Origin of the sequence: Mesorhizobium sp. WSM3864 (assembly GCF_002294955.1) — a bacterium.
Classification (GTDB): Bacteria; Pseudomonadota; Alphaproteobacteria; order Rhizobiales; family Rhizobiaceae; genus Mesorhizobium.
Genome location: NZ_NSGD01000001.1, coordinates 811,599 through 826,791 on the forward strand (window position 1 = coordinate 811,599; position 15,193 = coordinate 826,791).

Here is a 15,193-nt window from a genome sequence, read left to right on the forward strand (position 1 = left end):
CGGCGTGCGAAAAGCGACGCTTGCGCTGCGCTGCCCTCACGATTACCACAAACCACCTTTCTATTGTGGGGGCAGCGATGAAGGACGTGCTGAAGGAACTCGAGCGCCGCCGCGAGATCGCCCGGATGGGCGGCGGCAAGCAACGGATCGAGGCCCAGCACAAGAAGGGCAAGCTCACCGCCCGCGAGCGCATCGACGTCTTCCTCGACGAAGGTTCGTTCGAGGAGTTCGACATGTATGTCGAGCACCGCTCAACCGACTTCGGCATGGAGAAAACCAAGATCGCGGGCGACGGCGTCGTCACAGGCTGGGGCACCGTCAACGGCCGTCCAGTCTACCTTTTTGCCAAGGATTTCACCGTCTTCGGCGGCTCGCTGTCTGAGGCGCATGCCGAGAAGGTGGTCAAGGTGCAGGAGATGGCGCTGCGCAATCGCGCGCCGATCATCGGCTTCTACGACGCGGGCGGCGCACGCATCCAGGAAGGCGTGGCCGCGCTCGGCGGCTATGCCGAGATTTTTCAGCGCAACGTGCTCGCCTCCGGCGTCATCCCGCAGATTTCGCTGATCATGGGCCCGTGTGCCGGCGGCGATGTCTATTCGCCGGCCATGACCGACTTCATCTTCATGATGCGCGACACCTCCTACATGTTCGTCACCGGGCCGGACGTGGTGAAGACGGTGACCAATGAAACGGTGACGGCCGAAAGCCTCGGCGGCGCCACGGTGCACACGACCCGATCCTCCATCGCCGACGGCGCCTATGACAACGACGTCGAGGCGCTGCTGCAGATGCGCCGGCTAATTGACCTGTTGCCGGCGTCCAATACGGCAGAGATTCCCGAGATCGAATGCTACCAGTCGGTGACGGACCATGACATGTCGCTCGACCGGCTGATTCCGGACAACGCCAACAAGCCTTACGACATCAAGGAACTGATCCTGAAGGTTGCCGACGAAGGCGACTTCTTCGAAATCCAGGCGAGCTTCGCCAAGAACATCGTCACCGGCTTCGGCCGTGTAGAGGGGCGAACCGTCGGCTTCGTCGCCAACCAGCCGATGGTTCTGGCCGGCGTGCTCGACTCCGACGCCAGCCGCAAGGCGGCGCGCTTCGTGCGCTTCTGCGACTGCTTCTCGATCCCGATCGTTACCTTCGTCGACGTTCCAGGTTTTCTGCCCGGCACCGCGCAGGAATATGGCGGGCTGATCAAGCATGGCGCAAAACTGCTGTTCGCCTATGCCGAAGCCACCGTGCCGAAGATCACCGTGATCACCCGCAAGGCCTATGGCGGCGCCTATGACGTGATGGCGTCGAAGCACCTGCGCGGCGACATGAACTATGCCTGGCCGACGGCGCAGATTGCGGTGATGGGCGCAAGGGGCGCGGTCGAGATCATCTACCGCAAGGACATCGGCAACGCGGAGAAGATCGCCGCCCACACCAAAGCATACGAGGATCGGTTCCTGTCGCCCTTCGTCGCGGCCGAACGCGGCTATGTCGACGAGGTGATCATGCCGCATTCGACGCGCCGCCGTATCGCGCGGGCGCTGCGCATGCTGCGCAACAAGGATATGCAGAACCCCTGGAAGAAGCACGACAACATTCCGCTGTGAGGCGGCGATGTCGCGACTGGTCCTTCTAGCTGGCAAGCATTTCGGCAGGCTGGCCGTTATTCTCGTTGCTTAGCCCTTCTTCTTCCCGCTTGGCCTCGCGACTGGGAGTGGCCGACCATCTGGATCGGTAGACCTTGTTTGGCCAAAGCCGGCCGGCAGCGCCTGGAACTCTGGCTTACGCAATCCGTCGTCGGAGATTGACAACTGGCAACCTCTAATCACATTGAAATCACATCAATGTGATGACGGTGCTGAATGCTAATAACCCTTGCAACAAAGGGCGTCGTTCCGTGCAAAGGCTACGGCGGGATAGAACGTCAGGTCGACTGGCTGGCCACTGAACTGGTCAGGCAGGGCCACCATGTCGTCCTCGTGGCGGGCCCTGGATCGTCACATCTACTGTGCGAAGTCCGGCATGCTGTGAGCGATGCCGAGTGCCGCGCGGCGATCCCCAAGGACACCCAAATCGTCCACCTTCATGCGTGGAAGGTCGAGGTTGACTTCCCCACCCTCAACACCGAGCGGGGCCATTTACCGGATTATCCGCGGCCGCAACCGAACTGGAGCTTCATCAGCGCACGGCACGCCCAGCTGCACGGCCGCAAGACCTTCGTCTACAACGGCTTTCCGGTGGATGACTATCGGCTGGCCGAATCGAAGAGCGATCGCCTCCTCTTCATGGCGGCCATCGCACGCGCCGGAAAGGGCTTGAACCGGGCAGTCGAGCTCGCCAGGAAATTCGACTTTCCCCTCGATATCGCCGGCGGCTCGCGGTGGAAATTGCTCGGCCGAAGTCGGACCCGCCGCGAGGGCGTCTTTTTCAAGAGTCTTTCCCGCCGCTATCGCTTCAACGGCGTCGTCGACGGCGACGACAAGCTGCGCCTGCTGGGCGCATCGAAGGCCTTCCTCAATCCGATCGCCTGGGAAGAGCCTTTCGGCAATGCGCCGGTCGAGGCGATGCTGTGCGGCACGCCCGTTTTGACCACAGCGCGCGGCGCCCTGCCGGAGACGGTGGACACGGATACGGGCCGGTTCTTCGAGAGCGACGAGGAGTTTGCTGAAGGTCTTGCCGAGGTCGCAGACCTGTGCATGCGCAAATGCCGTGAATCTGCCGCCGACAGATTTCCGATCGCGAAAACCGCGAAGGCCTATCTGGAACTCTATGCCCGCATCCTTGATGGCGAAGCGCTTCCGTGACAAGGAACCGGCATGCTCGCCGTTCGCGGCGACTGCGTCGGATCGAAAAGGTATCGCGCGTTGCGCCCCATTCTCGTGTTCTGCTTGCCGGCAATCGGCGACTTCATCCGCTGCCATTCGGCAATTCAAATCATAGCAGCGACGTTTCCTGGACAGCCGATCGACGTCATCACCTCGCCGCTCGCCGCGCCGCTGGCGCGCTTGATGCCGCATGTCCGGAAGGCCTGGACCGTCGAGAGGCATTGGAACCCCGGTCTCAAGGAGCGGGCGCGGCTGGCGCGCGAACTCCGCCAGGAGAATTATCAGGCAGCCTATCTGCTCACCAGCAGCACCAAGGCGGCCCTGGTGCCGTGGCTGGCGGGCATTCCCGAGCGCATCGGATATCCGCGCGAGCTCCAGTTCGGCATCGTCAACCGGCTGCCCGCGGGATGGCTGAAAACCTTCGTGGCCTTCGGCCCGCGCAAGACAAGGCTCGTCGAACAGGTCTGTGCGATCGCGCTCCTCGGCAAGCAGCCCGCCGAGGAAAAACAGCTGCCGGCCCCGCGGCTGGCGATTTCGTCCGAAGACGTTGCCAAGTGGCGCCGGCGCAACGGCATCGATCCGGCAAGGCCGGTGCTTTCCCTCTATACTTCCGATTTCGAGAACATGCGCTCCTGGCCGCCCGAGCGCTTCGTCTCGGTCGCGCGAAAGCACATCGAACGGGGCTGGTCCGTCTGGCTTGTCGGCGGTCCGCGCGAACGCCAGGCTGCCGCCCAGATTTGCGCCTTGTTGCCTGAGGCGATCGACTTCACCTCGACGCCCGACATTGCAGAGGCCATGCACCAGATCGCGGCCTCCACCGTCTTTCTCGGTGTCGATGGCGGTGTGTCCCATGCAGCCGGCGCCTTAGGCATTCCAAGCGTGCTCATCTTCGGCTCGAACCGATCCTACGTGCATGGACCCTTGAACGAGCAGGTAACCTTCATCGAGCCTCCGATCTCGATACCGAACTGGGTCCTGAACACGCGCGGTATCAGTGAGCAGCGTGTGCTCGAAGCGCTGGCGGCAAGCGTCGAAAAATACGCACCGCAGCAGGCATGACCGCTTATTCCTCGGTGGCGGCGCCAAAGCCCGCGCTCATGTTCGCGCGGGCGGTGTTCGTCCACGGCGTCGCATGATTGTCGATGCGCATCTGGAACAGGAAATAGGTCGGCGAGCAGAAGCCGATGCCCTTGACCCTGGCGGCACCGGGCGTGTCGGACGGCAGCGACTGGCACATATAATCCTCGCGGCAGAAACGATCGGCCGAGCAGGCCGGACGGTTACCGCGATTGACGGCGCCGCCGAGGCATTGGTCGAAATTGTTGGTCGCCACGCAAATATCGAACTTCTTGCCGCCGACCAGGCCGCAGATTTCGCTCGGCATCGGCTTGCCAGCCTTGAAAGCGGAGAAGGCCAGATCCTTCGCGTCGCAGCCGCGATAGGCGAAGCCGCCTGGCACACCGATCTTGGGCGGCCGGCAGGTATAGGCGGTGCGTGAAATGGCGGGCGCGAAGGCCGCGAACTGGCCGGTGACCTTGTAACGGTCGTTGAAGGGTTCCCCGGTGTCGCTGGCAATCGTTCCGGTCAGGCAGGGATGGCCGGAAAAGATGTTCCGGCTCTCCTTGGGCAGCAGGCATTGCGCCAGTCTCGTCCTAACCCCTGTAGCGGTCGCGATCGGTGTGCAGACCGTGCCGGCTCCGCATTGCCAGCTGTTGCCGAAGTGGGCGGCGTCTCCGGCACCAGGCACGGCATGGTCGTCTCGGCCGGCGTATAGGCGATCTCGCCGGTGTCTTTCCACGCAGCCGGTGGTGCGAAGGACAACGGGCGAAACCCGTTCGCTTCTCTGCCTTCCACAGTCGCCTGCAGCCACGCCTCGCGGCGCGGAATCTCGGCATGGAGATGCGGCGAGATGCCGACCTCGATGCGGTTGAGCGGCGAGGTCGTGCTATCGTCGAGGCCGATGAAATGGAATCCGGCGGTCGAGCCCGCCTGATGGCAGCCTTGGCAGGCGCCATTGTCGAGCCGCTCGATCAGGGCTTCGGCCGTGCCCGCCAATGTCAGTTTCGAATAGTCGACCCCGGCAAACGCCTCCGGTTCGAACAGTGGCGTGAATGGATGATTGGCCTGCCTGGCACTGCCGAAGGTCGACCAGGAGATGACCTTCTTCGCCAGGAATTCATCCGGGATTTCGTAAACGCCGAGATCGATTGCACCGGCATTGGCCCGGACATAGTCCGTAAGCCTCGCCTTCAACCGCGCGTCTTGCGCAAGGCGGATGGTGTCCGGTGTATTTTCGAGCGGTTTCTGGCTGATTGTGGTGCCGTCGATACCGAAGATGCGCATGAGATAGGCGGCCTGACCGCCAAATTCGGTCTCCTGGCCGGAAGGAAAGCGCACCACCTGAGCGTTGAGTTCGAGCTGCTTGAAGGAGAGGCTCGCTTTATCCAGCGGTCCCCCGGACAGCCACCCGGCATCCGCCGCTTCGTCGATCTGCGGCGTCCAGCGCCCGGCGACGCCGGTACAGCCGCCGTCGGCGTCGGGAGCTGCGCGGTAGATGGCACTGAAATTGAACGGCAGCCTCGAGGCCAACACCTTGCCGTTCTTCCTGAAACTATAGGCAAGGCGGTAGATGAAGCGCACCTCGCCGCAGCCCGCTTCCCCACCGAGCTTTGCGAAGTCACGCCGGTCGAGCCGGTTGACGACGCCGACCAGCCGGAAACGCGCCGCGTCGGTCTTCAGCCAGCGCATGTCGATGATGCGGCCGACATTGCCGTCGGTCACCTCATAGAGCGGCCGGCCGCCTGCTTTCAGGTCGGCGCGCAGTGCTGCGACATCGGCCGCTACGGTGTCGACGATGGCGTGGTAGGCCGGCGCCGCGCCATAGAGCGTTTTCAGATCGTCCTTGCCGCTGATGCCAAAAATACCGGTGAAGCCGAAGCCATCGGCATCGAGCTTGGCGAGCACCTGCGGATCATCCACGACCGTGACCGGACGACCGGCTGCATCAGCCGCCCGGACGCCAAGAACAGCGATGGCAGCGGCCGCGACAAGGATCGCCAGCCTCATCATCGAGCAGCCATCTCATTTGCCACCAACGCATGCAGCACAGGCATCATGGCCAAAGGCAAATCCTCGGCGATCAGGCCGGGTCCGAACCGGCTGCCGGCTTCGGCGTGTATCCAGACAGCCGCGCAGGCCGCTTCGAACGCCGGCATGCCTTGTGCCAGGAGCCCGGCGATGATGCCCGCCAGCACGTCGCCCGAACCCGCGGTGGCAAGCCATGGCGTGCCATTGCCGTTGATCGCGGCGCGGCCGTCTGGTGCTGCGATCACCGTGTCGGCGCCTTTGTAGACGATGACGGCGTTGGCTCGCGCCGCCGCCGCGCGGGTCTTGCCGAGTTTCGAAAGAGCCTTGTCGCCCGCGACCTCGGGGAACAGCCTGCCGAACTCGCCTTCATGCGGCGTCATCACCAGCGCCGGGGCGCCGGACTTTCGGGCAGCCTGGAAAAGCGTCTCAGCCACGTCGCGAAACGAGGTGATGCCGTCGGCGTCGAGCACCAGCCCTTCAACGCCGGTCTCCTGCGCGTGCCCGGCGCCGAGCAGCGCAACGGCAAAATCGCGCGCCTTTTCGCCGATGCCAAACCCCGGGCCGAGCACAAAGGACGAGGGGCGGCTGTCGGCAAGGAACGCACCGAGATCGGCAACCGCGTCGACCTTGCGCAGCATGATCGATGTCAGATGAGCGGCATTGACCTGCATGGCGTTCGCCGGCGACAGCACCGTCACCGCCCCTGCCCCGCTTCTTGCGGCTGCGAGCGCCGACAGGCGCGCGGCACCGGTGGCCGCAGGACCGCCCGAAAAGACACTGACATGACCGCGCTTGTATTTGTGCGCATCGACGGCCGGAACCGGAAAGACAGGCAGCCAGAGCGCCGGCGCATTCTCGAAGGTGCGCGGCGCGACTCGAGCGATGACGTCGTCACCGATGCCGATGTCGGCGAGCACGATCTCGCCGCTCATTTCCCGCCCCGGCAGCAGCAGATGCCCCGGCTTCTTCCGCGCGAACGTCACGGTAACGACCGCGCGAAATGCGCTGCCGAGGATGGCACCGCTTTCGCCGGAAACGCCCGAGGGCAGGTCCACGGCGATGACCGGCAAGCCGAGATCCGCAACGACCTGGACGGCCCGGGCGGCATCGCCCGACAGTGCTTTCGAGAGCCCCGCTCCGTACAGTGCGTCGACCACCATCGATCCCGGTCCGGCTGCGAAGGCAGATAGCGGTCGTGGCTCCAACGGGCAATCGGCTGCAGCCAGCGCGGCATCGCTGCCCGCGCGTGGTTCGCCCGATCGCCACAAAGCAACGTCGACACCGCTCTTCCGGAGCAGGCTCGCCACGACATAGCCGTCGCCGCCGTTGTTGCCGGGTCCGCAAAGCACGTGCACCCGTGCCGCCGGATAGCGCGCCATGAGCATGGCCGCCACGGCCTCGCCGGCCCGGCGCATCAATCCGTAGCCGTCGAGCGGGCCTTGTGTGATCGCCAGCCGGTCGGCTTCGGCCATTTCGGACGGCGAAAGAAGTTCATTGCGCATGGGATTGCCGATCTCCATCCGATCAAGCATTGTCCGATTTGCGGCTCGAAGCAAACAGCGGCGGCCGAATGCATCCCAAAGCGGTGGCGCCCGGAGGGGAATCTGCCTGCAAATTGCGCTATCTGCTCAAGTTTTGCGCAGACGGATGGAGGAGCGATGTATAGGGTTTGGGCGTCGATGACGCATCCGATGCAGCGGATGACGCGGATTTGCATTCGGATGCGGCAAGGCATGGAAATCGCCCGATACCGCCCTCAACCTCTGGTAATTGGCACGCTTCGTGCTTGATGAAGGCGCAAGCGGGGCGCGCAACCCGTCTCTTTGGCAGTGGAGGCCACTTTCTACATGAAAAAGATCGAAGCGATCATCAAGCCATTCAAGCTGGACGAAGTGAAGGAAGCGCTTCAGGAGGCCGGGCTGCAAGGCATCACCGTCACCGAGGCCAAGGGTTTCGGTCGGCAGAAGGGCCATACCGAGCTTTATCGGGGCGCCGAATATGTCGTCGACTTCCTGCCCAAGGTGAAGATCGAGGTCGTGCTCGGCGACGACGCCGTCGAAGGCGCCATCGAAGCCATACGCAAGGCGGCGCAGACCGGCCGCATCGGCGACGGCAAGATCTTCGTCTCCAACATCGAGGAAGTCGTTCGCATCCGCACCGGCGAGACCGGCATGGACGCGGTCTGACTCCGCCCGTCTTCCTGAACCGTCATCATCAAAAAAACGTCAGCACACAGGGATACATGACATGACGACAGCCAAAGACATCATGAAGCAGATCAAGGACAACGATGTAAAATTCGTCGACCTGCGCTTCACCGATCCGAGGGGCAAGCTGCAGCATGTGACGATGGACGTCGTGGAGGTGGAGGAAGACATGTTCGCCGACGGCGTCATGTTCGACGGCTCCTCGATCGCGGGCTGGAAGGCGATCAACGAGTCCGACATGGTGCTGATGCCGGACACGGATACGGTCCACATGGATCCGTTCTTCGCCCAGTCGACCATGGTCATCCTGTGCGACATCCTCGATCCGATCTCGGGCGAGGCCTACAATCGCGACCCGCGCGGCACCGCCAAGAAGGCCGAAGCCTACATGAAGTCGGAAGGCATCGGCGACACCATCTATGTCGGCCCCGAAGCCGAGTTCTTCGTGTTCGATGACGTCAAGTACAAGGCCGACCCCTACAACACCGGGTTCCGCCTGGACTCGACCGAGCTTCCGTCCAACGACGACACCGACTATGAGACCGGCAATCTCGGCCATCGGCCGCGCATCAAGGGCGGCTACTTCCCTGTGCCGCCGATCGACTCCTGCCAGGACATGCGTTCCGAGATGCTGACAGTGCTCGCCGAAATGGGCGTGCGCGTCGAAAAGCATCACCACGAGGTCGCGGCCGCCCAGCACGAACTCGGCATCAAGTTCGACACGCTGGTGCGCAACGCCGACAAGATGCTGATCTATAAGTATGTCGTGCACCAGGTCGCCAATGCCTATGGCAAGACGGCCACTTTCATGCCGAAGCCGGTGTTCGGCGACAACGGCTCGGGCATGCACGTGCACCAGTCGATCTGGAAGGGCGGCAAGCCGACCTTCGCCGGCAACGAATACGCCGGCTTGTCGGAAACCTGCCTCTTCTACATCGGCGGCATCATCAGGCACGCCAAGGCGATCAATGCCTTCACCAACCCGCTCACCAACTCCTATAAGCGTCTGGTGCCGGGTTACGAAGCGCCGGTGCTGCTCGCCTATTCGGCGCGCAACCGTTCGGCCTCCTGCCGCATTCCGTTCGGCTCCTCGCCGAAGTCGAAGCGCGTCGAGGTCCGCTTCCCCGATCCGGGCGCGAACCCCTATCTCGGCTTTGCCGCCATGCTGATGGCGGGTCTCGACGGCATCAAGAACAAGATCCATCCCGGACAGCCGATGGACAAGGACCTCTACGACCTGCCGCCGAAGGAATTGAAGAAGATCCCAACGGTCTGCGGCTCCCTGCGCGAAGCGTTGCAGAACCTCGACAAGGACCGCGGCTTCCTGAAGGCAGGCGGCGTCTTCGACGACGACCAGATCGACTCTTATATCGAGCTCAAGATGGCCGAGGTGATGCGCTTCGAAATGACCCCGCACCCCGTCGAGTACGACATGTACTATTCGGTGTAAGCGACTGCATTCCCGACAGAAAACAACCCCGGCGAAAGCCGGGGTTTTTTCGTGAACAGCTCGCCAGAGGGCGGAAAGGCCGCAGGACGGGCCTCGTCAGAACAGCAGGCCAGCACTGTCGCGAGAGCGCGGATCTCATCGCCGCCAAGCAAGCCAGGCCTAGAAAAAGCCCCGGCATTTTCGCCAGGGCTTTTTAATCTTCGATGGTCTGGCGGGGAATGCCGCCGACGCAGGCATCACGCCGCAGCCGAGACCTTCGCGTCGGTCGCGACCTCCGAGATCGTCTTCAAGACCTGCGAGGCGATCTGGTAGGGGTCGCCCTGCGAGTTCGGGCGGCGGTCTTCCAGATAGCCCTTGTAGTCGTTCTTGATGAAGGAGTGCGGCACGCGGATCGAGGCACCGCGGTCGGCAACGCCATAGGAGAACTTGTTCCAAGGCGCGGTCTCATGCTTGCCGGTCAGGCGCTTGTCGTTGTCCGGACCATAGACGGCGATGTGATCCATCAGGTTCTTTTCGAACTGGGCCATCAGCGCCTCGAAATAGGCCTTGCCGCCGACTTCGCGCATGTACTTGGTCGAGAAGTTGCAGTGCATGCCCGAGCCGTTCCAATCGGTATCGCCAAGCGGCTTGCAGTGGAACTCGATGTCGATGCCGTACTTTTCGGTAAGGCGCAGCAGCAGGTAGCGCGCCATCCAGATCTGGTCGGCGGCTTTCTTGGAACCCTTGCCGAAGATCTGGAACTCCCACTGGCCCTTGGCCACTTCGGCGTTGATGCCTTCATGATTGATGCCGGCGGTGAGACAGAGGTCGAGATGCTCCTCGACGATCTGGCGCGCGACATCGCCGACATTCTTGTAGCCGACGCCGGTGTAATAAGGTCCCTGCGGCGCCGGATAGCCGCTCTCGGGGAAGCCGAGGGGGCGGCCATCCTTGTAGAAGAAATATTCCTGCTCGAAGCCGAACCAGGCGTCCTCGTCGTCGAGGATGGTCGCGCGGCTGTTCGAGGCATGCGGGGTGACGCCATCGGGCATCATGACTTCGCACATGACGAGAACGCCGTTGGTGCGCGCCGGATCCGGATAGAGCGCGACCGGCTTCAGCACGCAGTCGGAGCTGCGGCCTTCGGCCTGGTTCGTGGAAGAGCCGTCGAAGCCCCACAGTGGCAGCTGCTCAAGCGTCGGGAACTCGGCAAACTCCTTGATCTGGGTCTTGCCGCGCAGATTGGGGGTCGGGGTGTAGCCGTCGAGCCAAATATACTCGAGTTTGTATTTGGTCATTCCAGTGCCTCTCGTTGCTTGGACGCCGGGGCGGCATCAACGCATGGCCGGACCGAGCCGGCCTGCCGTGCGCTAAAATGCAATTCATATGCCACTCTCCTCGTCCAGGGTGCGGCAAAATGGTCATCGCAAAGCGTTGATTTTGCTAAGCCTGCGCAGCAATGCGCGGCGATCGTTCAGGCGCGCTTTCTGCATAAATATTGTGCAACGACTGATCTTTTTGTGAGCATATTGCCTAAATGAATCGCAGAACCTATCTTGGGAACAGATTTGAAATCGACTTGCTCCTGAAGAGGTAGGAGGCCGCCAATGGAAGTCACCACGTCCCGTCCGTCGGCAAAGATCCTGATGTTCCCGCTTGCAGGCCGGGCGCCTGCCTTAAATTTAGGCGCGAAGGCGAAATTCGCGGCAGAGCTTGCCTCGTTGCGCAATACGCACGCAGATTTCGACGGCTGGTACCATCAGGCGGCAATCGAGGAAGAACACAAGCAGCGCAAGAGCTGACCAATTCTTTCCAGCTCGAGACGAGAAAAAGCCCGGCGCGATCGCTCGCGCCGGGCTCTTCATTTGCCGAGGATCGGCTACTGCTTGGCGTCCAGATCGGTGCCCAGCGTATCCCTGACGAAGATCATGCCGATGATCAGCGACATCGCGGCGATCACCACTGGGTACCAGAGGCCGTAATAGATGTCGCCCTTGTAGGCGCTGAGTGCGAACACCGTTGCCGGCAGCAGGCCGCCGAACCAGCCATTGCCGATATGGTAAGGCAGCGACATGCCGGTATAGCGGATGCGGGTCGGGAACATCTCGACCAGGATCGCGGCGATCGGCCCGTAGACCATGGTCACGAACACGACCAAGATGAACAGGATGCCGATCGTCACCGGCCAATTCACCGCCTCCGGATCGGCGACCATGGCAAAGGCACCACCGCCCGGGATGTTGTAGACAGTGACCTCGGGGGCGCCGGCCGCTTCCTCCTTGGTCAGCAGCTTGTCGGCGACCGCCTTGTCGGTCGGAACGGTCGTCTTCTCGCCGCCGCGGATCGCCGCCGCATCGAGCTTCAATTCCGGATTGGCTGCGACGAAGGCGTCGAGCTTCTGGTCCGGCACCTTGGCCGCGGCCCGCTTCAGCGGATAACCGCCATCCTGCAGAGACATGTTGACTGCCTTTTGGAAGGCGGCCTCCTTGGCCTTGGCCTGATCGCCGGCGGCGACGGCGTCATAGGACTGCACCGTCTCGTTGCCGATCTTGACCGTGGCGGCGGTGCCGGGTGCCGCCGTCGAAACGACGTCGTAAGGCACCGAGTTCTTGGTCAGGAACGAGGTCGCGATATCGCAGGATGTCGTGAACTTCGCCGTGCCGACCGGATTGAACTGGAACCTGCAGTCGCCGGGGGCCGCGGTCACCGTTGCGCGCGTGTTCTGCTGTGCGGTGGCCAGCGCCGGATTGGCGGCCCAGGTCAGCGCCTTGAACAGCGGGAAGGTGCAGACGATTCCCAAAGCAAGGCCGGCCATGATGATCGGCTTGCGGCCGATCTTGTCGGACAGCCAGCCGAACACGACGAAGAAGATCGAGCCGACGGCAAGCGCGATCGCGATCATGACGTTGACCGACCACGCGTCGACCTTCAGCACGTTCTGCAGGAAGAACAGCGCGTAGAACTGGCCGTTGTACCAGATCACGGCCTGGCCTGCGGTGAGGCCGAGCAGCGCCAGAAGCGCGATCTTGGCATTCTTCCACTGGCCGAAGGCCTCTGACAGCGGCGCCTTGGAGCCCTTGCCCTCCTCCTTCATGCGCTGGAAGGTCGGCGACTCCGAAAGCGACAGCCGGATCCAGATCGAGATGGCAAGCAGCAGAAAGGAGACGATGAAGGGAATGCGCCAGCCCCAGGCAGCGTAGGTTTCCTTGCTGAGCGAACCCTGGACGATGAGGATGACGATCAGCGACAGGAATAGGCCGAGCGTTGCCGTCGTCTGGATCCAGGAGGTGTAGAAGCCGCGGCGATCGTCCGGCGCGTGCTCGGCGACATAGGTTGCGGCACCGCCATATTCGCCGCCAAGCGCCAGCCCCTGCAGCATGCGCAGCCCGATCAGGATCACCGGTGCCGCGATGCCCCAGCTGGCATAGCCGGGCAGCAGGCCGACCAGGAAGGTCGACAGGCCCATGATCGTCATGGTGACGAGGAAGGTGTATTTGCGGCCCACGAGGTCGCCGATCCGGCCGAACACAAGCGCGCCGAAGGGACGGACGAGGAAGCCGGCGGCGAAAGCCAGCAGCGCGAAGATGTTGCGCGTCGCCTCGGGGATGGTCGGGCTGAAGAAAGTCGCGCCGATGAAGGCGGCCAGCGAACCGTAAAGATAGAAATCGTACCATTCAAAAACGGTGCCGAGCGAGGAGGCGAAGATGACCTTCTTTTCCTCCCGCGTCATGCCGCGGCTTTTTCCGCCGGCGGTCGATGCCATTGCCATTGATATATCCTCCCGTGGATCCCGTCTGTCCTCGATGGCTGCGCGCCACCGTCCGCAATTCCTCCGAACGCGGACTCAAAAAACGCGGCCAACGAGGGAAAAAATGGCAGAAAGCGCCCCGGAAAGGCACCGCGACGATGGGATTATGACTTTGGTATTAGATGCAATGCGAAGCGGAGCTCAGGCTTTAAGCGCCTCAAGCAGGCTGACTGCCGCCATCATGTCGCGCTTGCGGGCGGAGCGGCGCGCGACGGCTTCGGCATCCTGGCCCCAGTGCTCGATCTGCCAGTCTTCGTCGACATGGCCGGCGGCCCAGGCCTCCTCGCCGTCGAGCTCGCCGAAGTCGACGGCAAGCGCCAGCAGCGCTGAGCCGGTCAGCGAGGTCATGACGTGGATCGCGGCCAGACGCAGCGGCTCGGCGCGCTGGGCAAGATGAGCGCCAAGGACGGCGATCGTCTCGCGCGGCTGCTCGACATGGATGACACCTTCGGCGAGGTTGAAGCGCACGCCGAGGTTGCTTCTTGCCCAATCGAGAACCGGATCCCAGAGCCTGTTCTGACGGTCTACCAGCCCCTGCGGGCCATCGGCTCGGTAGCAAAGCAGGTCCGACGAAGCGAAGCGCAGGACATCCTCCAGCACCGCTTGCGGGTCGCTGGCCACACCGTCGAGTGCCGTGTTGGCAAGGCGCATCACCGGCATGGTCACAGGGTCGATGATCTCGCGCTGGGCGGAAAATTCGTCAGCAACCAGCGTCGCGGCTCCTTCAGTCGGCAACACCAGCAGCGCCTTTCCCGGCGTGCGGACCGGCCTGCCGTCCAGATGGACGGCAAAACCGCCTTCGACCGGCACTACTGAAACCGCCTTGTAGAAGCGCTTCGGCAGCGGCGTCTTCATCTGGATCTGGGCGCGGCGCACCGGATCGGGATCTGAAAGCTGCTTTCCCGCTTCGAGGTCGTTGAGGATGTCGCGCATCTCGAACTCCTTACGCTGGGACCTGCTTGCGCGACGGCCGATTGACGATGATCAGCCCGGCCGCGATCAGGCCGAGCGCCAGGAAGATCCTGATCGTCAGCGGCTCGCCCAAAAGCACGGCGCCGCACAGAACACCGAACACCGGCGACAGGAAGGCGAAGCTGGACAGGCCTGCCGCCGGATAGCGCGTGAGCAGCCAGAACCACAAAACATAGGTGAAAGCGACGATATAGAAAGACTGGAACATCAATGCCAGTGTCGGCAATGCAGCGATTTCGCGGATCGGCGGGCCGGCGAACGGCATCACAAGGGCACCGACGACGGCGGCGCCCGCGAGTTGATAGAGCAGAAGCTTCTCGGCGCTGGTTTCGACCAGCTTCGATCGCTTGATGATGATGCTGGTCAACGCCCACAGGATGCCCGAGCCAAGACTGAGCAGATCGCCCGTCAGCGTCGCGTCATTACCGGCGAAGATGCCGTCTGAGAACACGGCCAGAAGCCCGCAGAAAGCAAGCACGAGGCCCCCAAGCTTGCGCGCGTTGATGCGCTCGCCTAGCAAAAAATGGCCGCCGATCAGGACCCAGAACGGCATGGTGTTGACCAACAGCGTGTTGCGAGCGACGGTCGTGTATTCCAGCCCGATATAGAGAAACAGGAACTCGACGCCGAAGAGCACGCCGACGACAATACCGGCGCTGAGCGTCCCATCCGCTTCAAACAGCTTGATGCCGCGCAACCGGCACCAGCCGAGAACGCACAGCCCGCCGATGATCGAGCGCGCGATCGATACGAAGACCGGATCGTAGCCGGCATAGGAGACCTTGGCGGCGACGTAGTTCAGGCCCCAGGACAATGTCAGCCCGACCATCATGGCGGCCGCGGTCATGTCGACCGCGTCGCG

At 62.9% G+C, this 15,193-nt stretch carries 12 protein-coding genes; 6 read left to right on the forward strand and 6 right to left on the reverse strand.

Going from position 1 to position 15,193, the window contains the following annotated elements; translation table 11 throughout:
- Nucleotides 1–77 precede the first annotated feature (77 nt).
- The 3 genes from CK215_RS03990 (at nt 78) to waaF (ending at nt 3,887) form a co-directional block, all read left to right on the forward strand.
- On the forward strand, nt 78–1,610 hold the full coding sequence (locus tag CK215_RS03990; protein WP_095830127.1) for an acyl-CoA carboxylase subunit beta: 1,533 nt from the start codon (nt 78–80) through the stop codon (nt 1,608–1,610).
- Between the two features lie 420 nt (nt 1,611–2,030).
- A complete protein-coding gene (locus CK215_RS03995; protein WP_245322435.1) occupies nt 2,031–2,807 on the forward strand; it encodes a glycosyltransferase in 777 nt (258 codons plus the stop codon).
- Nucleotides 2,808–2,819: 12 nt separating this feature from the next.
- Nucleotides 2,820–3,887 (forward strand): lipopolysaccharide heptosyltransferase II, encoded by a 1,068-nt coding sequence (waaF, locus tag CK215_RS04000; RefSeq protein WP_245418592.1) that lies wholly within the window; start codon nt 2,820–2,822, stop codon nt 3,885–3,887.
- 525 nt (nt 3,888–4,412) lie between these two features.
- Here waaF and CK215_RS04005 read toward each other — a convergent pair.
- Nucleotides 4,413–5,897, reverse strand: coding sequence for a hypothetical protein (locus CK215_RS04005; protein WP_245418593.1), 1,485 nt, complete (start codon nt 5,895–5,897; stop codon nt 4,413–4,415).
- Nucleotides 5,894–7,417, reverse strand: coding sequence for an NAD(P)H-hydrate dehydratase (locus tag CK215_RS04010; protein ID WP_095830197.1), 1,524 nt, complete (start codon nt 7,415–7,417; stop codon nt 5,894–5,896). Before CK215_RS04010 ends, CK215_RS04005 begins: the two co-directional genes overlap by 4 nt.
- A gap of 345 nt (nt 7,418–7,762) precedes the next feature.
- On the opposite strand from CK215_RS04010, the gene CK215_RS04015 reads away from it, so the two are divergent.
- Together CK215_RS04015 and glnA are read left to right on the forward strand one after the other, a co-directional pair.
- Nucleotides 7,763–8,101, forward strand: a complete 339-nt coding sequence (locus CK215_RS04015) for a P-II family nitrogen regulator (RefSeq protein ID WP_006205430.1) — start codon at nt 7,763–7,765, stop codon at nt 8,099–8,101.
- 61 nt (nt 8,102–8,162) lie between these two features.
- Complete coding sequence (gene glnA, locus CK215_RS04020) at nt 8,163–9,572, forward strand: type I glutamate--ammonia ligase (protein ID WP_066989632.1); 1,410 nt, start codon at nt 8,163–8,165, stop codon at nt 9,570–9,572.
- A 236-nt stretch (nt 9,573–9,808) separates the two neighbouring features.
- Here the strand turns inward: glnA and CK215_RS04025 are convergent, their stop codons facing one another.
- On the reverse strand, nt 9,809–10,849 hold the full coding sequence (locus CK215_RS04025) for a glutamine synthetase beta-grasp domain-containing protein (protein WP_095830129.1): 1,041 nt from the start codon (nt 10,847–10,849) through the stop codon (nt 9,809–9,811).
- Between the two features lie 309 nt (nt 10,850–11,158).
- Between CK215_RS04025 and CK215_RS04030 the strand changes: the two genes are divergently transcribed.
- Nucleotides 11,159–11,353, forward strand: a complete 195-nt coding sequence (locus CK215_RS04030; RefSeq protein WP_095830130.1) for a DUF2735 domain-containing protein — start codon at nt 11,159–11,161, stop codon at nt 11,351–11,353.
- Between the two features lie 77 nt (nt 11,354–11,430).
- Here the strand turns inward: CK215_RS04030 and CK215_RS04035 are convergent, their stop codons facing one another.
- The 3 genes from CK215_RS04035 to CK215_RS04045 form a co-directional block, all read right to left on the reverse strand.
- Complete coding sequence (locus CK215_RS04035) at nt 11,431–13,320, reverse strand: MFS transporter (protein ID WP_067321442.1); 1,890 nt, start codon at nt 13,318–13,320, stop codon at nt 11,431–11,433.
- A 180-nt stretch (nt 13,321–13,500) separates the two neighbouring features.
- Nucleotides 13,501–14,292: an ATP12 family chaperone protein gene (locus CK215_RS04040; protein ID WP_095780451.1), complete on the reverse strand. Its 792-nt coding sequence runs from the start codon at nt 14,290–14,292 to the stop codon at nt 13,501–13,503.
- 10 nt (nt 14,293–14,302) lie between these two features.
- Complete coding sequence (locus CK215_RS04045; RefSeq protein WP_170950219.1) at nt 14,303–15,178, reverse strand: DMT family transporter; 876 nt, start codon at nt 15,176–15,178, stop codon at nt 14,303–14,305.
- Between the last annotated feature and the right edge of the window lie 15 nt (nt 15,179–15,193).